Origin of the sequence: Methanosphaera sp. (assembly GCF_022768985.1) — an archaeon.
In the GTDB taxonomy this organism is placed as follows: domain Archaea; phylum Methanobacteriota; class Methanobacteria; order Methanobacteriales; family Methanobacteriaceae; genus Methanosphaera.
Genome location: NZ_JALEKL010000001.1, coordinates 69782 through 91984 on the forward strand (window position 1 = coordinate 69782; position 22203 = coordinate 91984).

Genomic DNA, 22203 nt, shown 5'->3' on the forward strand with positions numbered 1-22203 from the left:
TAAAATTTTTTTATTTATTCATATTTTTCTTTATAAAGTTCGATAGCATGCATTACAGCATCTTTTGCAGCACTACTGTCTTCCCAGCCATTAATTTCAACAGTTTTGTTTTCTAATGCTTTATATTGGCTGAAGAAATGTTCAATTTCTTTAAGGTAATGTTCTGGTAGTTGTGAAATATCATCAATACCTTCAAATCTTGGATCTTCAAGAGGTACTGCAAGAAGTTTATCATCACTATCTCCTTGGTCAATCATTCTCATAATTCCAATAGGTCTAGCTTCAATAATACATCCAGGGAATGTTGGTTGATCCATAATTACAAGTACATCAAATGGGTCTCCATCGTCCCAGAGTGTTTTTGGCATAAAACCATATTCTGCAGGATAGTGGAATGGTGAGAATAATACACGATCAAGAGCAAAAGCTTCTTTATCTTTATCATATTCATATTTATTACGTGATCCTGTAGGAATTTCTACAACTACTGTAATTTCATCAGGTACATCTGATCCTGAATTTATATCTTTCCAAAGATTCATAGTATATTTCCTCCAAATAATCTATATTTTAATTCCAAATTTCTTATAATTTTAAACTTAAAGTCTTATATCTACTTAAGATATCCATCAACTTCAAGAAATCTATGCTGTCTTAAATAAACTACATTAATACCTCTTTTTTTTGCACGCATTTTAAGATTCCTATCGTTAGTACACAATACATCTCCCACATTGCAGTATTTAAGAAGTACATTATCTACATGTTCACCATTTCTATCAATTTCATCAACAGTAAATGGATCACACTTTGCAATCTGTAATGCTACAGATGCTGCAAGTTTATTTTTACCCTTAGATTTCTTTTTAAGTGTAGTTAATTCATCAATTACAATGGATGGAACAACTAAATCATAATATGATGGCAAGATACTCTTTAGTTGATCTGCAACATCAATATTTAGCTGAAACATCATCATCAAAAATTTGTATCAACTACTGCCTTATATTTTGATGATACCATAACCAATAAGCCTCCATCTTGCCCCTACACGACGACTTAATGCAACACGTTGACCTTCTTCTGCACATACAGGAAGTCTTAGTTGTACATCAACCATGTTTTTTCTTGCACTACTTACAAGTCCAACAGTTGTGGTTGTACCAATGTTTATCATTAAGTTTTCAGATGATCTTATAGGTTCAACATCTGTTTCATTTCTTGTACCAACAACACGATCAAGGAGGAATGTTTCCATAGTAAATTCCATGATTGTATCTGGTAATGTTCCAGGTTTTCCTGCTATAGATCCTGAAAGTGAATCTGCCTTTGTAAGTGATGGGTCAAGTTGTAATGCTACACCAATTAATCCTCCAGGTTGAACTTCATCAACAAAGTTATCAGCAGCTTCAAGACCTGTGATTGTTGATGTTAAACTCTTCCATTCAGATTTACCTTTGTGTTTAACCTGAATACCTGGTTTAATTTCGATTTCATCTCCAACTTTAAGTTTTCCCTGTACAAGAGATCCTCCAATAATACCACCATTAATTTTTTTAGGTGTTGTTCCAGGTTTGTTAATATCAAATGATCTTGCAATGTAAAGTTTTGGATCTTTACTTAGTGATCTTTCAGGTGTTTTTATGTATTGCTGTATTGTTTCAATAAGAATATCAATATTTGCACCTTGTTGAGCTGATATAGGTATGATTGGTACACCATCAGCACATGTTCCTTTTACAAACTCCTTAATTTCATGGTAGTTTTCTATTGCTTTTTCCTTAGTTACAGTATCAACCTTGTTTTGGACAACAATAACATTTTTTACACCAATAACATCTAAAGCCATTAGGTGCTCTTTTGTCTGTGGCTGTGGACATGGTTCATTTGCTCCTATTACAAGGATTGCACCATCCATAATTGCAGCACCAGAGAGCATTGTAGCCATAAGTGTTTCGTGTCCTGGTGAATCAACAAATGATACTTTTCTAAGTACTTCTGTTTCAGAACCACATACTTCACAAGTTTCTTTTGTAGTGTAACATTGCGGTGCTTCACATTCAGGACATTGTCTGAATGTAATATCAGCATAACCAAGTCTTATTGAAATTCCTCTTTTAGCTTCTTCACTATGTGTGTCTGTCCAAATTCCAGATAAAGCTTTAGTTAATGTTGTTTTACCATGATCAACGTGACCTACTAATCCAATGTTAATTTCGGATTGTACTTTCATAAGTTACACCTCCAATTAATTAAATATAAAAATCCAAGCTCATAACTATTATTAGTTAGAGAGTTGAAATTTCATATTTATTCTTCTTGTTCTTCTTCAGGTTCTGCAAAGATTTCAGTTAAGGTTTGTTCTCCTCTTTGTGAAACTTTAACATTTATTTGGGATATATCATCAGCAATTGTGTTTCCACGTACTGTTTTTCTTCTTCTTAATCCTTTTTTGGTAGGTTTAAATCCTGTTCCACCGCTTACGAGACTTTTGAATCTTCTTGTTCCGTCAACGTCTGCTTTCATTGGGAAACCGTTTTTGTCACTACCACCTGTAATTTCTAATTTGTAACCTTTAAGACCGAGAATTCCACCGTTGAATTCATCTCCGATTTTAAGACCGTTTACAACTTTTGCGTCGTTTCCTTCAAGTTCTAATTGGTAAGTTACATCTTCATCTGATACTACTACTTTGTATACCATTATATGTCTCCTTATAATCTTTTTTTGGTTTTAAGTAAAATTTTTTTTAGAGTAGTTTTTCTACTTAAAATAAAACTACTATAATTTTTGGTTATTGTATAAAACTTTTTTTATCTATTCAAAAAAGTCTTCATATTCATCTTCATCTAAAGTATCAAGTTCACTCCAATCAGTGTTAATACTTCCCCAGTTAGGATCTTCTGATTGTTGTTTGATTTCTTTAAGTTCATCCATTGTATGAATTTCATCATCTAGAAGTTTTGATTTAAATTCATCTTCTATAGCAAAGAAGTTCTGCTCTGACATGTCAACATACAATACATCGCCTTCTTCGAAGTCTTTTTCAAATACAGCATCTTTTATTGCCATAGCAACTTGTGATCCTCTTGATGCTTTTGAAAGATTTTCTCCATTATCTTCCATACTTTCAACAGAACCTACAACAACACCTTTATCATTTATAAGATCTACACCTGTTTGTATAATTCCTGACATAATTTCAACACCAGCAATTGCAGGTTTACTGTGCCTAAATACAAGCTTTGGTATGATTCTTATCTTGGAAGGTCTGATAATTGATGCTAATTTCTTCTCTTTTTGACGTTCTTTAGCAGTATTTACCCATTCAAGGTAGTCTTCAGTTAACTGATAAATTACCTTATCTTGGAATACCTTAATTTCTTGATTATTAAGTTCTTCTTCTGCTGATGGTAGAATACTTACATTAAATCCTACAACTACTCCATATTTCTTATCTTCTTCATACATTATTGATGCATTAATTATATCACGACGTGATATATCACCAATTTCTGCAGATTTAATAGGAATATCTTTTGCATCAAGGATATTAACAAGTGCTTCTAAAGAACCAAGAGTATCTGCTTTAACAATAATACCAACATCATTTGTTTGAATACGTATGTTATCAACTTCAGAGAGCAATTCATCTTCTACTTTATCATCATCTACGTTTGCAACTTTTAGTGGAGAACCAGATACTACATCATCAACATGGGGTGCTACAATTTTCACACCTGCTGCTGCTACAATTTCATCTGTTTTTTCAAACATTGTCTTTGATTCTCTGATTTCCTCAAGAGGCTTAGGTTTTAGCAGTGATCTTATCTTTGTAGATATTGCACGATTATCTTTTGTTAACATCATAATACGATCATTTTTATTTAAAAGACCATCGTATATGATAGTATCAATAGTTAATCCTAGACCTTTTTCTTCTTTAATTTCAAGTACTGTTCCTGCAGCAGGAGCATCTTCACTAATTTGAAGCTGTTCTCTAAGATATTGATATGCAAGTCCTAGAAGCATAGTTAAAAGTTCTGTTAAACCTTCACCAGTATATGCACTAATTGGAACTATAGTAATTTGACTTGCAAAGTTACTTACTCTATCAAATCTTTCAGATTCAAAACCTTCCTGGTGGAGGGTTCCAACAATTTCATAGAGTTTCTGGTCTAGTTCAAATATTACGTCACTATCCTGGTTTTTCATACTTTCTGTGAAAGACTTAGTATTTGTAGACTTCCACCTAGGTATTTTATCAATCTTGTTTGCTGCTACAACAAACGGTGTTTTTGATGATTTAAGAATATTTAAAGCTTCATATGTTTGAGGCTTAAATCCTTCAGTAACATCTAATATAAGAATAGCTAAATCTGCTAGTGATCCACCACGTTTACGTAGTGTTGTAAAAGCTTCATGTCCTGGTGTATCTATAAAAAATAGACCTGGTATATTTTCTGTAACATTCATCTTTTCAAGGTATTGACCACAAATTGATGAAATAACTTCCATTGGAATTTCTGTTGCACCAATATGCTGTGTTATACCACCTGCTTCTTTTGCTGCAATAGTACTACCTCTGATATGATCAAGAAGAGTAGTTTTTCCATGGTCTACATGACCTAAAACAGATACAATAGGTGATCTAGTCTTCATTTTTCTTATCTCCTATAAAAAAACATGTCCTTTATAAACTTAGTTATGAATTCATCTTATCTAAAATCTTAGAATAATATTCAAATCATAAAATATACCTATTATCTAGATGTATTATGTTGAATTTTACTAAAAAATATTTAATTTTCAATACTTTTTTTTATAAAATATTCTTTATTTCAAATAAAAAAATATTCTCTGAAAATACTTTTACTATTATTATTTCTATAAAATGTAGAATCTTGTCCAATTCTAAATTTCAAGCATATTAAATTATTAAGTCTAAAAGTTTTTACCAATAAAAAGAAATGTTAAGATATTATTTTTTTTACGCGTAAATTAAAATAAAATTTGGATTTTGAAGTTTTATTGGACTAAAACTTATATTTTATTTAATATCCTATCATTTATCATCTACATTGATAAACTAATAATAGCAAAAAAGAGCAAATAAAAGAAAAAATTTCTTAAATGGCTCTTATTCATATATTATATCTTCATCAGGTAATTCATAATCACAGAATTCTGATTCATCGAAGAATAAATTAATTTCTCTTTCTGCTGATGCTTCGGAATCTGAAGCGTGTATTACGTTACGTCCTAAGTCGATTGCATAATCTCCACGGATTGTACCAACATCTGCTTCTTTTGGATTGGTTGCACCAACCATTTTTCTTACCATACTTATTACATCATCGCCTTCTAATACCATTGCAAATACTGGTCCACTTGTGATGTATGATATTAAATCACCAAAGAATGGTTTGTCACTGTGTTCACCATAGTGTGTTTTTGCAAGATCATCAGAAATCATGAGAGTTTTAGCTGCTACTATTTTAATACCACGTTTTTCAAATCTAGCTAAGATTTCTCCAGTTAATCTTCTTTTAACTGCATCAGGTTTTAACATGGTAAAAGTTCTTTGTCTCATTGTTTAACCCACTTAACTTTTCTTGGAACTCTTCCAAGTTTATTGTTTTTTTCACATTTGCTGCTGCAGAAGAAAGAAATTGAACCATCTTTACGTACAAACATTTTTCCTGTACCTTCTGGCATTTCTTTTCCACAAAATGAACAATTTCTCATATTCAAACTCCTTTATTAAATAATTGTTGTATGAATATTCACAATTACAATAAAAAAATAATAAAAATCATAAACTCAATCTAAGGAGTTCTGATTTCTTTAGCTTCTCTTATTGTATCTAGTAACATTAAAATGTCGCCTTCTTTAATAGCACCCATAACGTTTCTAGTGAGTATTCGTCCTTTATCTCTTCCATCAAGTATTCTGCATTTTACTTGCATTACTTCTCCAGTCATTCCTGTTCTTTTTAAAACTTCAATAACTTCTGCTGGAGTACCGTCTTCCATATAATCACCTTATATTGTTTTGATTGGGTTGTTTTAATTTAAAAAATATAATATAAATAAATTCTTATTTTCTAATATAGTGAATTATTATCTTAATATAATAATTATATTATTTTAAAAAAAATTTTTAGAATAAAAAAAAATTTTAATTATAAAAATATTTTTGTGTTAAATTATTTCTGCCAATCTAAATTAGTTTTTGAGTTCTGCGACTTTTTCAACTATTTCGTTAACGAGTTCTTGACCTTCACCAGCATCGATGATACATGCAGATGCTGTGCCCACGTTAAGTCCAGCAGCTTCTCCTAATTCATCTTTGGTTGGAAGATATACGTAAGGAATTTCTTTTTCTTCTGCAAGGATAGGTAAGTGTGCAACGATTTCAGCTGGTTCGATGTCTTCTGCGATAACAGCTAAAGCAACATTGTTTCTTTCAATGTTTTTTGTTACTTCGTTTGTTCCTTTTCCTATTTTTCCTGTATCTCTTGCTACTTCTAAAGCTTCGTAAACTTTATCAGCTATTTCTTTTGGTACTTCAAATTTTACATATACTGAATTTGCCATTTAATGTCCTCCATTATCATCTGGCTTTTAACCATCCATTACAAGTAAATATTATATATTTCAATTTTTAATGGGAAAGTGAGAATTTTCCATAAAGATTTATGTTATATAATCTTGCTTGGCTGATTAAATGACCTATTAATAAAATATTTTATATATAATAAAAAATATTCTAATTTAAAACTCCTTAATGAGTGAGATAACTCATTCGCTCACAGTTTTAAGTATGTTAAAAATTAGTTATTATTTAATTATATATCTTATTTAATATAAAGTTATGTATTTATTCTACATAAATAAAAATTAGAATTACAATAAAATTTACTAGTTTTTTGTAATTTAATATTTATAAAGAAGATTTTTCCTCTTCCATATTATATGTTATATTATAACTCATAAAAAAAAATTAATACTTTTAAAAATATGAATTTCCTAACTAATGCCTAAATTTTTAGATAAAATAAATTTTTTTTAGTTTTTATATTTATAAACATGAATTGTTAATATAAAAGAGTAACTACAAACATTAATATTAATATATAAGAAAATAAAATTCAATCTATTTATTCTATTATGGATATAAAATGAAAATTAATCCTAAAAATAAATAAGGGTGGTGAAGTAATACCTTGAATGCCTATATTGAAATTCTAAGACCAGGCAATGCTTTCATGGCAGTAGTTGCAGTAATACTAATGGCAATTATTGACAAACAATTTACAGCAAATGTATTAATAGGCTGTATACTAGTATTTATTGCAACAGGTGCAGGAAATGTAATAAATGACTACTTTGACTTTGAAATTGATAAGATAAACAGGCCAGATAGGGCAATACCATCAGGTCGTATAAAAAGAGAACATGCACTATATTATAGTATAATACTTTTTATAATCTCAATCATTCTATCATTTACAATATCTACTGAAATTGTAGCAGTTGTAGTAATATGTGATATATTAATGATACTATATGCATATGATTTTAAAAAACGTATACTAATTGGTAATATAACAGTTGCACTACTTACTGCTATTACATTTATATATGCAGGAGTAATAGTTTCTGATGTAAATCTAGGATTTTATCTTGCAGTATTTGCATTTATCATGACATTATCTCGTGAAATAATAAAAGATACAGAAGATATAATAGGAGATCGTCAAGCTGGTGCAAATACATTTCCAATAAAATATGGACAAAAAAGTGCAGTAATAGTTGCTGTAATTTTAAATATAATTGCATGTATACTAACACCATTTCTATATACAACAGGAGTATTTGACATAGACTACCTTGTTGTTGTAGTATTTGCTGATATTCTATTTTTAATATCAGCTAAAATGGCACTAAGTGATTATTCAAAAGAAAATCTTCATAAAGTTTCAAGTTACATGAAAATAGCAATGTTCATATCATTTATATCATTTATGCTTGGAAGCTGGATAAATATAATACCAGTATAGAAACATTACAAAAAAAATATCTCCCCCTCCCCAATTATTTAATATTTTTTTTTAAAACTAATTTTTATCTGTGGATTTTACCCTCCTTTTATTTCATAATATTAGATAAATGTTAATTAAAAATGAGAATCTTAATTAATTATTAACTATTATATTAAATACAAAAAATAAGAGGTGGATGAGAATATGAATCAAGATAATATAAATGACATACTACTATATGATGAAACAGTATTTAAGGATGTAACAGTGTTTAATCCTGACTATATACCAGAAAATTTCAAGCTTCGTGATGGACAAATTCGTGAAATGGCACTCTCCATACGACTTCTACTTCAAGGAGGAAAAGCAATAAATAACCTTATACTTGGACCTCCTGCAACAGGAAAGACAACAGCAGTAAAGAAGTTATTTGAAAGTGTAGAATATAACTATTCAAATAAAATAGTATGTATACATATAAATTCACAGCTTCATTCTACAAAGTTTGACATATTCTCACAAATATATAAGAAAGTCTTTGGACACACACCACCTGAAACTGGAGTTCCATTTGCACGAATATATAACAGTATAATGAATGAATTATCACAAAAAAACATGGCACTTATTGTAGCACTTGATGATATAAATCACCTATTTTCAAAAAATGTGATAAGTGAGGTATTCTATGATATACTACGTGCATATGAATCATATCCAAATGTAAAAACAGCCATCTTTGCAATACTATCAGATGTTGAATTCAGACACGTACTTGATAAAAATGTAGGATCAATATTTAATGCAAATGAAATACATTTTAGCCCCTATACATACGATGAAATGTCAATGATTCTTAAAGAACGAATAAAGCTAGGTTTCTATCCAACAGTAATAAGTGATGAATTAGTTGATGAAATAATAGATTATACATATAGTAGTGGAGATCTACGTCTTGGAATTGACTTACTTTGTATGAGTGGAAACAATGCAGAAATCAGGGCATCAAAAACAATAACAGATGATGATGTTACAAAGGCAATAAATTCAGCAGATAGTATGTCAATTGAATATGTACTGGAAAATCTTTCACAACAAGAAGCAAGTATGCTTTACTTTATAAGTTCACTTAAAGATAAAAATATAACATCAGGAAAATTATATGAAAAATATAATCGTAAAAATAAGATAAGCTATGCAACATACAATCGAATAATAAATAAACTAGAATTTCTACGATTAATAGATACTACATATACAGGACTTGGACAGAAGGGAAACTCAAGATATGTAGCATTAAGATTTGACAAAGAAATAATAAACAAACAACTAGAAGATAAGATAAATAATTAAATTAACAAGCACATATTTAATTTAAATACAATGTTTTATTATATTCACCACCCTCAATTAATATTCTTTCTTTTAAAACTTTTTTTTTATAATATATTAAATATATGAAACTATTAAAAATACTAAATACTATGATATCAACCATAATTCTATTACTACTATGTATTATCACATGGATTGTTATATTCATATTTTTCAATGATTCATATCTTAAGTTATATACAAAAAGAGATAACGATGATGATGAAAAATAAAAGTTGAATTTAATATTATCAAAAAATAGATATATTTAATTATGAGAAATAATTTTAAATACTTTGATACAACAGCAGACATTGGAGTTGAAGTAGAAGCTGATAGTCTAGAAGATGCATTTATAAAATCAGCACAAGCAACATTAAATCTTATAAGTGATTATGATAAAATACAACCAAAAATAGAAAAATCACTAACAATAAATGCAGAAGATGAATATGGACTTCTTTATGACTGGGTTACAGAACTACTAATAAATCTAAGCTGTGATAACTACATGCCAGCAGATTATGATGTTAAAATAACACAAGATCCTGAAACATCACAATACACACTAAAAGCTGACATGTTAGGTGACATCTATGACACAACAATATACAACTATAAAACAGAAGTAAAAGCAATAACATACCACCTAATGAAAGTTAACATGGACGATAATAATGTTCATATAAAATTCATACTAGATTTATAAGAAGATATATTCACCACCACACCACCCCTTTTTTTAATAATATTCTCTTTTTCATAAAAATACTAATTTCTTAGAGATATTTTATAGTGATTATTCATAATAAATAATCATAAATTAAAAATATAATTTTAAACATAGATTTATTTATATAATATAATTTGATAAAAAAAAATAGAAAATTTAAATTAATTAATAGATTACAAATTATTTAAAAAAAAATTATAATAATAAAAAAATAAATTTTAAGAGGAATGAAAAATAATGGTTTCAAAAGATGACTTAGTAAAAGTACGTGATTGTGTATATGAAGTTCCATCATCAACAAGAAAAGATATGAGAGCACCAGCAAGATTATATCTAGATGATGAATCAGTAAAAAATATATCAGATGGAGCAATAGAACAAGTAGCAAATGTAGCAGCACTTGAAGGAATACAGAAAAGATCAATAGGATTGCCTGATATTCACTTTGGATATGGATTTCCAATAGGTGGAGTTGCAGCATTTGCATCAAACAATGGAGTTATAAGTCCAGGTGGTGTAGGATTTGATATAAACTGTGGAGTAAGACTTCTTAAAACAAACCTCACAAAAGATGACATAAAACCATACATGAAAGATCTAATAGATGAACTCTTCCACATGGTACCATCAGGTCTTGGAAGTAATGGAATAACACATATCAAAGAAAAACAGGTGGATGATGTACTAATAAACGGTGCAAAATGGGCTATTGAAAATGGATATGGATGGGATGAAGATCTTAAATTTATAGAAGAAAATGGATGTATGGAATCAGCAGATCCTGATAAAGTATCAACAAAGGCAAAAAGACGAGCAATACCACAACTAGGATCACTTGGAAGTGGAAATCATTTCCTTGAAATACAAGCAGTTGGAGATATCTATGATGAAGAAGTTGCAAAAACCTTCGGACTTCAAAAAGATCAAGTAGTAGTACTTATCCATACAGGATCACGTGGATGTGGATACCAGATATGTGCAGATAGCCTACGTGACATGGATAAAATTGCAAAAAAACTACAAATGAATATACCAGACAGACAACTTGCATGTGCACCAATAGACTCTGATGAAGGACAAAACTATCTTAAAGCAATGGCAGCAGGTGCAAACTATGCATGGGCAAACAGACAAATGATCCAACACTGGGTACGTGAGTCTTTTGAAAATGTACTAAAACAAGATGCAGAATCACTAGGACTTAATCTTCTCTATGATGTAGCACATAACATAATTAAAAAAGAAAAACATCAAGTTGGAAAAGTTGAAAAAACAGTATATGTTCACAGAAAAGGTGCAACAAGAGCATTTGGACCAGGACGTGAGGAAATTCCTGAAGAATATCGTAGTGTAGGACAGCCTGTAATAATACCAGGTACAATGGGAACAGCATCATATGTACTTTCAGGTACACAAACTGCAATGGATGAAACATTTGGTTCAACAGCACATGGAGCAGGACGTGTACTTAGTCGTTCAGGTGCAAAACGTGAATTTACACCAGAGGAAGTTACAAAATCATTAAATGATAAAGGAATACTTATTAAGTCAACATCACAGCCTGTAATTGCAGAAGAAGCACCAGGTGCATATAAGGATGTTGATGAAGTAGTAAAAGTTGCAGATAAAACAGGTATAAGTAACCTTGTAGCACAACTTAAACCACTTGGTGTAATAAAAGGATAGATTTATAAAAAATTAAAAATTAGGTATGGGTAGGTATAATATGATAGGTCTAATAGGTGGAACAGGAACAAAATCAATACTTGACAATTATGATACAATTGAAACAAAAACCATAGATACAAAGTATGGAAAATCTCCTGAAATATCAATAATTGAAGTTGAATCAAAAAAAGTTGCATACATGCCACGACACAGCAAAGGACATAGTGTGCCACCACACAAGATAAATTATCGTGCAAACATAGAAGCACTTGATATGCTTGGTGTAAATAAGGTATTTGCAACAAATGCAGTAGGATCACTAGATACAAACATAAAACCTGGTGACATCCTAATTGCTGATAACTTCATAGACTTCACACATGGACGAAATAACACATTCTTTGATGAGGAAGTTGTACATATTGATGCTACCAAGCCATTTTGTGATGACCTACGATCTAACCTTACAAGTAGTGGAGATGTACATCCATATGGTGTATATATTTCAACACAAGGACCAAGATTTGAAACAAAAGCTGAAATTGATTTCTACAGACTAATAGGTGGAAAAGTTGTAGGAATGACATTAACACCTGAAGTTATACTTGCACGTGAAAAACAGATGTGTTATGCAAGTGTATGTGTAATAAGTAACTATGCAGCTTCAATATCACCAACAAAACTTACAATATCAGAGGTAAGTGAGGCAATGGATGAGGCTAGTGAAAGACTAATAAATTTAATAGCATCTGCAATTAAGAAAACTGACACAGACTATGTATGTGAATGTCAAAGCATACTAGATGATGCAATAATCTAAATTAAAGTTAATTTAAAATATTACACAAATAATTGACTAATATAAAATTAGATCTGATAAAACTATAAAAGAAATTAAATTATAAAATAATTATCAGATATTAAACTAATTTAACAGTGGTGAATAATATGATAGGAATTATAGGTGGAACAGGTACAGATTCATTACTTGACACATACGATGTAGTTGAAAGAAAAACCATAGATACAAAGTATGGCACATCACCTGAAATATCAATAATAGAAATGGGATCAAAACAGGTAGCATACATGCCACGACACAGTAAAGGACATAGTATGCCACCACATAAGATAAACTACCGTGCAAACATAGAAGCACTAGATATGATCGGAGTAAATAAGGTATTTGCAACAAATGCAGTAGGATCACTAGATACAAACATTATACCGGGTGATATTCTAATTGCTGATAACTTCATAGACTTTACACATGGACGAAATAACACATTCTTTGATGAGGAAGTTGTACATATTGACTGTACCATGCCATTTTGTAAAGATTTACGTAGCAATCTTATAAGTTGTGGTGATGTACATCCATATGGTGTATATATTGTAATTGATGGACCAAGATTTGAAACAAAAGCAGAAATTGACTTCTACAGACTAATTGGTGGAAAAGTTGTAGGAATGACATTATGTCCTGAAATTGTACTTGCACGTGAAAAACAGATGTGTTATGCAAGTATTTGTGCAGTAACAGATGATACAGCAGCAACAACAGAAGATAAGCTTACAATGACAGAAATTACTGAGACAATGAAGTTGTGTAGTGAAAATTTACTTCAATTACTAACAAAAACAATTGAAAAAACAGATGAAAAATTTAAATGTGAATGTCAAAGCATACTAGATGATGCAATTATTTAATATAATATATACTACAAAACTTTAAATACTAACTATAAAATTTATAATGGGTGAGGTTAGATGACTGATGAAATTATAAAAGAAATTAAACAATTAAAAGAAGATAAAAATGCCATAATACTGGCACATAACTATCAACCAAAAGAAATACAGGAAGTAGCTGATTTTATTGGTGATTCACTTGAACTTTGTCTTAAAGCAAGTGAAATAGATGATAGTGATATAATAGTATTTTGTGGTGTTAACTTTATGGCAGAAACAGCTGCTATAATATGTCCAGATAAAAAAGTACTACTACCAGATAACAGGGCAAACTGTCAAATGGCAGATATGGTTTCACTAGAAGAACTAAAACAGGCAAAAGAGGAAAATCCAGACTGTGAAGTTGTATTATATGTAAATAGTCGTGCTGAAACAAAAAGTGAAGCAGACATAGTATGTACATCAGCAAATGCAGCAAAAGTAGTATCAAGTTTAAATTCAGATAATTTCATCTTTGCTCCAGATCACAACCTCGGAGTATATTCTGCAAAAGCAGCAGGTAAAGATGCAATAATTGTACCAGAAGATGGACATTGTTATGTACATACAATGTTTAAACCAGAAGATATTGAAAATGCTCGTCGTGAATATCCTGATGCAAAAATTGTAGTACATCCTGAATGTAATGAAGATATAAAAGAACTTGCAGATTATGTTGAAAGTACAGGTGGAATGGTAAGACTTGCAAAAGATCCAGAAATAAAACAGCTTGTAATTGGTACAGAAATAGACCTTGTAACACGACTTAAACGTGAAAATCCAGATAAGGAATTTATACCACTTAGAGCTGATGCATTCTGTCTTACAATGAAACTTATAACACTTGAAAAAATACGAGATGCACTGCTTGAGGAAAAATTCCTTATAACAGTAGATGAAGATATTGCAGCAAAAGCACGTATTGGAATTGAACGTATGCTTAACTTATCAAAATAGGATTTTTTTTAATTTAATATTAACCTCCCAAAACTTTTTTTATTTTTTTTTACTCTTTTTGTTTTATTGTTTTAAAAAACTTAAAATATTTATATTATTTTAGAAATAGAATTATTAATTAAAAAAAATATAATCATGGGGTTGGTGATTTAATTTTTATGGATTTTAGAAAATTAATAAAAGATAAGTCTGCCATTTTTGGAGTTTTGCTTATTGTCATTGCAGCTTTTATTCTTATGACAGATTTTCTTGATAGCTTTGTTACATCACTTCTTTGGCCTCTTCTTGAGGGGTCATCTGAGGGTAAGACTGTGATGTTTCTAACACTTCTTGGTAGTGTTTTTATTATCATACCAATACTTCAAAATAGTGATAGATTTAATGCTAAATTTAATAAAAGTGGCAATTATTATTTTAAGTATATTGCATATTTGATTGTTATAATGTTTATATGTGCACTTTTTGGTCTTTTTATTGAGATTTTAATTAGAAATAGTTATGGTGTGTCATATTTTACAATTCTTACATCAATGAAGGATACAACAAGTACTACAAGTCCTATGCATTCTCATCTTTATAAGTCTGTTTTAGGTTATGTTGCATCTGCATTTGTACCATCCCATATTAATACTGCAACATCAATTCTACGATATAGCTTGCCTTATAGTTTGGTTGTTATACCTGTTGTGGTTATATCATATATTCTTGGTGTTGTTGCAATTTCAAAAATTGGCAGGTTTTCACGTTATATTGCATCTGTTGCATTGATTGTTATGATTATTGGTCTTTTTGATGGTGGTATTTATTCTCAGCCATTTCTTATTGGTATTTTTGCAATGCTGATAATTTACTTTATGGGTGGAAATTTCAATTATGTTAAATTTATTAACCCTGTTGTTATTATGGGATTTATCCTGCTTCTTGGTGTGATAATTGAAGTTGGTGGTAGTGATCCTGTTGATCATACATTAACTGTTATTAATCAGACACAAGATGTTGATATGTCAGGTTTAAATGTAACATGTGTCATACATGATGGTGATAAGACAATTTATACAATTAATTCAACAAAGTCTGATAAGGAAATTATTCAGGAAGTTTTCAAGTTATATGAGGGAAAATGTGATTTGACATTTATGACGTGGGATTTTTATAGTTATCTTGAAAATCCTACTATGAAACAAAGACAGATTCAAAAGTATGGCTATGAATTATAGATGATTATCCGCCCCACATTCTTTTTTCCTATTTTTTTTCATGATATTGCTCTTTTTAAAATTCGATTATTTCTTTCCTTAATCAAGTACTAATATATATTTCAAGAAATACAAAGTATGACTAAAAAACTAACTTTTTTGAGAATTGAATAAAATGTGTGTTGGAACTATAAAAAATCATATTTTTGATGATAAACTAATAGAAGAATACTTGGAAGATTATGAGGATAATTTAATAATTACAGAAGAAATTGAAAATGCTATACAAAAATGGTTAAAAAAATTAAATAATAAAGAACTCATAAATGAAGAAAATAATTATCCTAAATTTTATGAAATTATTTTGCATCAAATTCTTGGTTATACTTCTGATGATTATATAACTGAAGGAACTCAAAGTGATAGGCAGCGTCCTGATATAATATTTAAAAAAGATAATGAAGATTATGTTGTTTGTGAATTAAAAGGGTCAAAAACTGATATTGAGAAGAGATACAATGGAAAACGGAGTGCAATTGATCAGGTGACAATTTATGCAAATAAAAATGAAGAAATTAAATGGTCTTTTGTATCAAATTATAATGAATTTAGATTAATTTATGCATCTGCTACAGAAAAGTATATTTCATTTGATTTTGAATGTCTAACAGATCCACATAATCTTAAAATATTTTTACTTATTTTTAGTAAATTTTCTTTAATTGATAAAAAAATACCAGAAACACTTTTAAAAGAGACAAAAGTTATTCAGGAAAAATTTGAAGATAAGTTTTATGAATTATTTAGTGAAACAAGATTAATGATTATTAGAGAATTAGAATATTTCAATGCAAATTCTGAAGAATTTTCTCTCTCTTTAAATGATAAAATTTATTACGCACAATTAATTTTAAATAGATATTTATTCATATGTTTTGCAGAAGACTTAAAAATTCTGGATCCATTTCTTACAACTGAAACTCTAATTAATCCTTTATCCAGAAGAACTATAAGTAAAAATAAATTGTGGAAGGAACTTAATGAGTTATTTGAAACTATATATGAGGGAAACGAATACAGAAATATAAGTGAGTTTGGTGGAGTTCTTTTTGAAGAAAAGTTAGTAAATAAATTAAATATTAGAGATTTAGTAAGGGATCAGGAAGAATTTTTTGAAGGTTGTTATAAAAATCATGGTTTTCAATATGATAATGTTGAAGTGAAAAAATATAAAGATTTAAATCCTATTTTTAAAAATTTACTTATAATTTCATCTTTTGATTTTGAATCTGAACTTGATGTAAACATACTTGGACATATTTTTGAAAGTAGTCTTAAAGATATTGATGAACTTAAAAAAAATTTAGAAAAAGAAAATGATATACAAACTTCAAATGGAATTTATTATACTTCAGAATATGTTACTGATTATATGTGTAAAAATGCAATAGTATCTCAACTTAGTAAAAGTGGAAATGCTCAAAGTATAGATGAATTAATTGATGAATATAAAGAATCTGGAGAATTGGATTTATTAGATGAAAAATTAAAGAATATTAAAATTTTAGATCCAGCATGTGGAAGTGGTGCATTTCTTAATAAATCAGTAGATGTACTTTTTAAGATTCATGAAGTTCTACATAGAAATAAATTTGAGAATGATATGACTTTATATCGTCATTTTGATAATTTAGAAAATCGTAAGGCTATTGTTAAAAATAACATATATGGTGTTGATCTTAATAGAGAGTCAGTTGAATTAACTAAATTATCTTTATTTCTTAAGTTAGCTACTTCTTTTAAATTAGAAAAAGGATTTAAGTTACCTAATTTGGATAATAATATAAAATGTGGTAATTCTTTAATAAGTGATAAAAATATTGTTGGAAATAATGCTTTTAATTGGGAGAAAGAATTTGATGAAATTATAAATGATGGTGGTTTTGATGTTGTAATTGGAAATCCTCCTTATATAAAAGCTGGTTTAAAAGATGAAGAATATCAAAAACAACGAGCATATTTAAATACTTCTACTGAATATGTAACTTTAAAAGAAAAATGGGATTATTATGTGGCTTTTATAGAAAAGGGTCTTCATTTATTAAAAGAAAGAGGAGAACTTTCTTTCTTAATATCTGATTCATATGCTTTATCTGAATTTTCAGAAGAATCAAAAAAATATATATTTGATAATTTTCATTTTAAAAAAATAGATTTTTTTCCAAATATTAAATTATTTAAAAATGCCAATGTTAAAAATATTATTTTAACAGTTGATGATAAAAAATCAGATAATCTTCCTACTGAAAGAATTTTACATGATTGTGAATTTGATAATATGATCAAATTAGAAAATACAACAGATCCTCAAAAGATATTTAGATTTGAAGATTATGAATTAGATAAGTTTTCAAAAAATTCAAAGTTATTATCGGAAATTTGTTTAGTTACTAAAGGTTTACAACCTCATAGTAGTAATAGTTATAATTTAAAATTTAAAAAAGATGATGTATTATCAGAAGTTCAAGATGAAATATATAATAAACCTTATGTTGAAAATAAAGATTTAAGACCTTATGGAATTAATAAAATCAGATATTTAGAGTGGGGAACAGAAAGAGTTCCAGATAACATATATAGAAAAACATTTCCTGAATTATATATTAATCCTAAATTAATTGTTGGAAAAATTGGTAAAAATTATATTTATGATGAAGAAAAGATGATTTGTAATGATTCATGTTATGTACTAACTTTACATCATTATCTTAAAGGAGTTGAAAATAGAAGTATTAATAAGGCAAGAAATAATTTTTCTAATCCAAACAAAAGAAGTCTTGAAGAATTAGAATTAATTTCAATGCAATTTAATTTAAAATATATATTAGCTATTTTAAATTCTAAATTCATGAGAAAGTATTTGAATTTAACATCGCATGCTGTTATTAAGGATAGTAAGTATGTTAATGATTTGAAATATTTGCCTATAAAAGAAATTTCATTAGATGATCAAGAAGTCTTTGTTGATTTAGTTGATAATATCATGTTATTTACTGCAGATTTTATTAAAGAACAAAATTCTTTTATAAAATGGTTAAATAATTATTATAATACTAATATTAACTTAGATACAAATTCTTCTTTAAAAAAATATTATAATTTAGATTTTAATGAATTTTTTAAAAAAATAAAAAATAAAACCAAAATTAAGAATAGAGAAGATACTGAATTATTAGAAAATGAATTTACTAAAAGTTTAAGTAAGCTTAATAGTCTTAAAAATAAAATTATTAAACTAAGTGATGAAATTGATGATAATGTATTTGAATTATACGAATTATCTGATGAAGATAAAAAATCAATTAAAGAGACATATAAACAGGAAATAATCTAAGAATTTCATCTAATCAAATCCTACTATGAAACAAAGACAGATTCAAAAGTATGGCTATGAATTATGATGAGATTCTACATTTCAATCTCCTTTTTTTATCTTTTTTTAAAAGTTACATCTATATCATATTTTAATATTATTTCATAATTTGTGGTTGGTTGATTTATTTTATTTTTATATTTTATTATTTGATGTGTTTTATCATGTTTTTATATAATTTTTAATTGTTTTGTTGTTTATTTTATGTAGTTGTTGAGTGGTTTTTTTTGATTTTTTCTGGTGGTGTATTTTCATATCCTATTTTTTTGTGAATTTTTTTCTTTACTATTTTCACATATTTTAGTGATTTTCTAAATATTAACCTTTTAAAATAAAAAATAAAGTTTAATTTAACTATTTTTTAAGTAATTTTAATTTTTTTTCTTTTAAATAGGTATTTTTAATAAAAAAAGAAGTATTTACCTATAAAAATTATTAATTTCATGTTTAATTAATTTTAAAGTAAAGTTTAGTTAAATTTAGATAAAAAATTTAATTTAATATATTAATTTCAAATTTAAAAGAGTTTTATATCAATAATTTAATTAAAAAGAAATAATAGGTCTTAATTTTTAAAATAAGGTTTATAAACTCGGGGGGGGGGGTAAAAGCCATGTTAAATTTAAAAAAGATAAAAAAAGAAAAAGTAGTGTATTTTTTAATTTTAAAATTTACTATTGAAAAAGGCTTATAAAGCAAGTTCTATGTCGCTAGCTTTCACTGTTTTTCTTCCAGCATGTTTTGTTAAAGCTACAGCGTCTTCACTTATTTTTTCTCCAATTTCTTCAAGTATTTTTTTTAATTCTACTTTAGCATCTTCACTTACTCTTACAGCACCTGCATTTTTGATTATTCTTCCAACTGGTGCGATTGGTAATTCTGACATAAATTATTATCCTCCTTAAAATTTCTTATTATATCTATAATATATAAAAGCTATAATATATATTTAATTGAATAATTTTGTTTTTATTTTGAAATTAATTAATATTTTTTTTTATTTTAAAATAAAAAGTTTTAATTAAATTATAATTAACTTTTAAATTCTTTCATAATCTTTTTTAATAAAATACAACTTTATTATTTTTATTTAAGCTTTTATATTTAATATTTTACTATAAATTTATATTTTTAAACATTATACTTTTGTTTTCATAAAAAAAGTATTAATTGTAAATATTAATATTTTATAATTAAAAATAACATACTTATAAATTAGATAAACAAATTAAAAAACAAAAAGATATATTTCATTTCTTATTTTTCTTTATGGGTGATTTAACAATGAATGTGAGTATAATAATTCCAACATACAATGAAGAAGACTACATTGAAAATCTACTTAAAAGTATAAAAAGACAAGACTATAACGATGACATAGAAGTAATAGTAGCAGATGCATTTTCATCAGATAAAACAGTAGAAATTGCAAAACAATATGATTGTATTGTTGTAGATGGAGGACTTCCAGCAGTAGGACGAAACAGGGGAGCTGAAGTTGCAACTGGAGAATTTCTAATATTTCTAGATGCAGATTCAGTACTAACAGATAACTATATAACACAGGCAATAGATGAATTTATAGAAGATGATCTTGCAATTGCAATAACACAAATTGTACCACTTGAGAAGGGATTTATAAATGAACTATCACATTCTCTTGCAAATTATATGACACGTGCAATATCAGAGATAAAACCACATGGTGCAGGATGTTATGGAATATTAACATATAAATCATTACATAAAAAAGCAGATGGATTTGATGAAAGTATTGATTTTGGAGAAGATACAGATTATATTGAAAGAATTGCACAGATGGGAAATTTCAAGGTACTTTCAAATCCAAGATTGCTTGTTTCAACACGAAGACTTGAAGAGGAAGGAATAAAAAGTTTAACACTAAAATATGCAAAAAGTACAACAAAACAATTAATAGGTGAAAAAGTGACATTAGAAGAACTAGATTATAGCTTTGATCATGAAAAGAAACTTACAAGAAAACCACGCATACTATATTCACTTTGTGGTGAAGGACTAGGACATGCAATACGAAGTGCAATAGTGATAAAATACCTTATAATGGAGGGATATGATCTTATTGTATTTGCAAGTGATAGAGCATATAAATACCTTGACTCTAAATTTGAAAATGTCTATGAAATTAATGGATTTAACACAGTATATGAAAATAATACTGTGCGAAATAAGAAGACATTTGCATATAACATGAAAGATGTACCATCAGATCTTCAAGAAAATATGAATAAAATGTATAAACTTGCACATATATTTAAACCAGATGTTGTAGTATCAGACTTTGAATTCTATGCAAATATGCTCTCACACATACTACACATTCCACTTGTTAGTGTAGATAATATGCATGTGCTAACTGAGGCTAAATATTCAGTACCTAAACGTTACATGAAAGATCGTATATTTGCAGAAGCTGTAGTTCATGCATTTATTCAAAATGCAAATAAAACACTAATCTATTCATACTTCTATCCCCCACTAAAAGATGACAGTGGAGATGTACAGTATATACAACCATTAGTACGTGAGGAAATTTCATCATTAAAGCCTGAAATTAAAGATCATATCCTTGTATATCAGACAAGTGATTCAAATCATGAACTTATAGAACTTCTAAAGAAAAATAAAAATAGAAAATTCATAATCTATGGCTTCCATAAAGATGAAGAAGATGAAAATTTAATCTTCAGATCATTTTCAGAAGAAGTATTATTTAATGATCTTAAAGATGCAAGGTGTGTAATAACAAATGGTGGATTTTCATTTATAACAGAAGCATTAACACTTAAAAAGCCAGTTCTCAGCATACCTGTAAATAAACAATTTGAACAAATACTAAATGCAATCTATCTTGACAAGCTAGGATATGGAGAACATCACAATAAGATAACACAGGAAATTCTTGACAACTTCATAGACAACACACACATCTATGCCCAAAATATTGAAGAAAACTATAAACCAACACCAAATAATGAAACACTAGAAATTATACGCAATACTATTGAAAGTGTTGTCAGATAGG

Annotated in this window: 21 protein-coding genes; 11 read left to right on the forward strand and 10 right to left on the reverse strand. The window is 28.1% G+C overall.

The annotated features are described in order from the left end of the window. Positions 1-14: 14 nt before the first annotated feature. The 9 genes from MRZ80_RS00355 to rpl7ae form a co-directional block, all read right to left on the reverse strand. Complete coding sequence (locus MRZ80_RS00355; RefSeq protein WP_292535100.1) at positions 15-542, reverse strand: inorganic diphosphatase; 528 nt, start codon at positions 540-542, stop codon at positions 15-17. A gap of 71 nt (positions 543-613) precedes the next feature. After that, positions 614-979 (reverse strand): PIN domain-containing protein, encoded by a 366-nt coding sequence (locus MRZ80_RS00360; protein WP_292535217.1) that lies wholly within the window; start codon positions 977-979, stop codon positions 614-616. Between the two features lie 24 nt (positions 980-1003). Next, positions 1004-2233, reverse strand: a complete 1230-nt coding sequence (locus tag MRZ80_RS00365; RefSeq protein WP_292535101.1) for a translation initiation factor IF-2 subunit gamma — start codon at positions 2231-2233, stop codon at positions 1004-1006. 77 nt (positions 2234-2310) lie between these two features. Further along, a complete protein-coding gene (locus tag MRZ80_RS00370; protein WP_292535103.1) occupies positions 2311-2703 on the reverse strand; it encodes a 30S ribosomal protein S6e in 393 nt (130 codons plus the stop codon). 114 nt (positions 2704-2817) lie between these two features. After that, entirely contained in the window at positions 2818-4662 is a 1845-nt protein-coding gene (gene infB / locus MRZ80_RS00375) for a translation initiation factor IF-2 (protein ID WP_292535105.1), read from the reverse strand. A gap of 478 nt (positions 4663-5140) precedes the next feature. Then, positions 5141-5593, reverse strand: coding sequence for a nucleoside-diphosphate kinase (gene ndk / locus MRZ80_RS00380; RefSeq protein WP_292535107.1), 453 nt, complete (start codon positions 5591-5593; stop codon positions 5141-5143). After that, a complete protein-coding gene (locus tag MRZ80_RS00385) occupies positions 5590-5748 on the reverse strand; it encodes a 50S ribosomal protein L24e (RefSeq protein ID WP_292535109.1) in 159 nt (52 codons plus the stop codon). The genes ndk and MRZ80_RS00385 overlap by 4 nt, the downstream gene beginning before the upstream one ends. Positions 5749-5828: 80 nt before the next feature. Then, positions 5829-6035, reverse strand: a complete 207-nt coding sequence (locus MRZ80_RS00390) for a 30S ribosomal protein S28e (RefSeq protein ID WP_112124000.1) — start codon at positions 6033-6035, stop codon at positions 5829-5831. 192 nt (positions 6036-6227) lie between these two features. Next, positions 6228-6599 carry a 50S ribosomal protein L7Ae gene (rpl7ae, locus tag MRZ80_RS00395; protein WP_292535111.1) on the reverse strand — a complete coding sequence of 124 codons (372 nt, stop codon included), beginning with the start codon at positions 6597-6599 and terminating at the stop codon, positions 6228-6230. Between the two features lie 629 nt (positions 6600-7228). On the opposite strand from rpl7ae, the gene MRZ80_RS00400 reads away from it, so the two are divergent. From MRZ80_RS00400 to MRZ80_RS00445, 10 genes are all read left to right on the forward strand, one after another. Next, positions 7229-8065: a UbiA family prenyltransferase gene (locus MRZ80_RS00400; protein WP_292535112.1), complete on the forward strand. Its 837-nt coding sequence runs from the start codon at positions 7229-7231 to the stop codon at positions 8063-8065. A gap of 186 nt (positions 8066-8251) precedes the next feature. Continuing rightward, positions 8252-9400 (forward strand): ORC1-type DNA replication protein, encoded by a 1149-nt coding sequence (locus tag MRZ80_RS00405; RefSeq protein ID WP_292535113.1) that lies wholly within the window; start codon positions 8252-8254, stop codon positions 9398-9400. A 131-nt stretch (positions 9401-9531) separates the two neighbouring features. Then, positions 9532-9654, forward strand: coding sequence for a hypothetical protein (locus MRZ80_RS00410; protein ID WP_292535115.1), 123 nt, complete (start codon positions 9532-9534; stop codon positions 9652-9654). A gap of 41 nt (positions 9655-9695) precedes the next feature. Then, positions 9696-10130 carry an archease gene (locus tag MRZ80_RS00415; RefSeq protein WP_292535117.1) on the forward strand — a complete coding sequence of 145 codons (435 nt, stop codon included), beginning with the start codon at positions 9696-9698 and terminating at the stop codon, positions 10128-10130. A gap of 261 nt (positions 10131-10391) precedes the next feature. Beyond that, entirely contained in the window at positions 10392-11840 is a 1449-nt protein-coding gene (locus MRZ80_RS00420; RefSeq protein WP_292535119.1) for an RtcB family protein, read from the forward strand. Positions 11841-11880: 40 nt separating this feature from the next. Then, positions 11881-12642, forward strand: coding sequence for an MTAP family purine nucleoside phosphorylase (locus MRZ80_RS00425; protein WP_292535121.1), 762 nt, complete (start codon positions 11881-11883; stop codon positions 12640-12642). A gap of 128 nt (positions 12643-12770) precedes the next feature. Next, positions 12771-13532: an MTAP family purine nucleoside phosphorylase gene (locus MRZ80_RS00430; protein ID WP_292535122.1), complete on the forward strand. Its 762-nt coding sequence runs from the start codon at positions 12771-12773 to the stop codon at positions 13530-13532. A 60-nt stretch (positions 13533-13592) separates the two neighbouring features. Then, a complete protein-coding gene (gene nadA / locus MRZ80_RS00435) occupies positions 13593-14510 on the forward strand; it encodes a quinolinate synthase NadA (RefSeq protein WP_292535124.1) in 918 nt (305 codons plus the stop codon). A gap of 158 nt (positions 14511-14668) precedes the next feature. Next, positions 14669-15727, forward strand: a complete 1059-nt coding sequence (locus tag MRZ80_RS00440) for a hypothetical protein (RefSeq protein WP_292535126.1) — start codon at positions 14669-14671, stop codon at positions 15725-15727. Between the two features lie 154 nt (positions 15728-15881). After that, positions 15882-19100: a DNA methyltransferase gene (locus MRZ80_RS00445; protein WP_292535127.1), complete on the forward strand. Its 3219-nt coding sequence runs from the start codon at positions 15882-15884 to the stop codon at positions 19098-19100. Between the two features lie 727 nt (positions 19101-19827). Here MRZ80_RS00445 and MRZ80_RS00450 read toward each other — a convergent pair. Further along, positions 19828-20025, reverse strand: coding sequence for a histone family protein (locus tag MRZ80_RS00450; RefSeq protein ID WP_292535128.1), 198 nt, complete (start codon positions 20023-20025; stop codon positions 19828-19830). A 398-nt stretch (positions 20026-20423) separates the two neighbouring features. Between MRZ80_RS00450 and MRZ80_RS00455 the strand changes: the two genes are divergently transcribed. Next, positions 20424-22202: an MJ1255/VC2487 family glycosyltransferase gene (locus tag MRZ80_RS00455; RefSeq protein ID WP_292535130.1), complete on the forward strand. Its 1779-nt coding sequence runs from the start codon at positions 20424-20426 to the stop codon at positions 22200-22202. Position 22203: the final 1 nt, after the last annotated feature.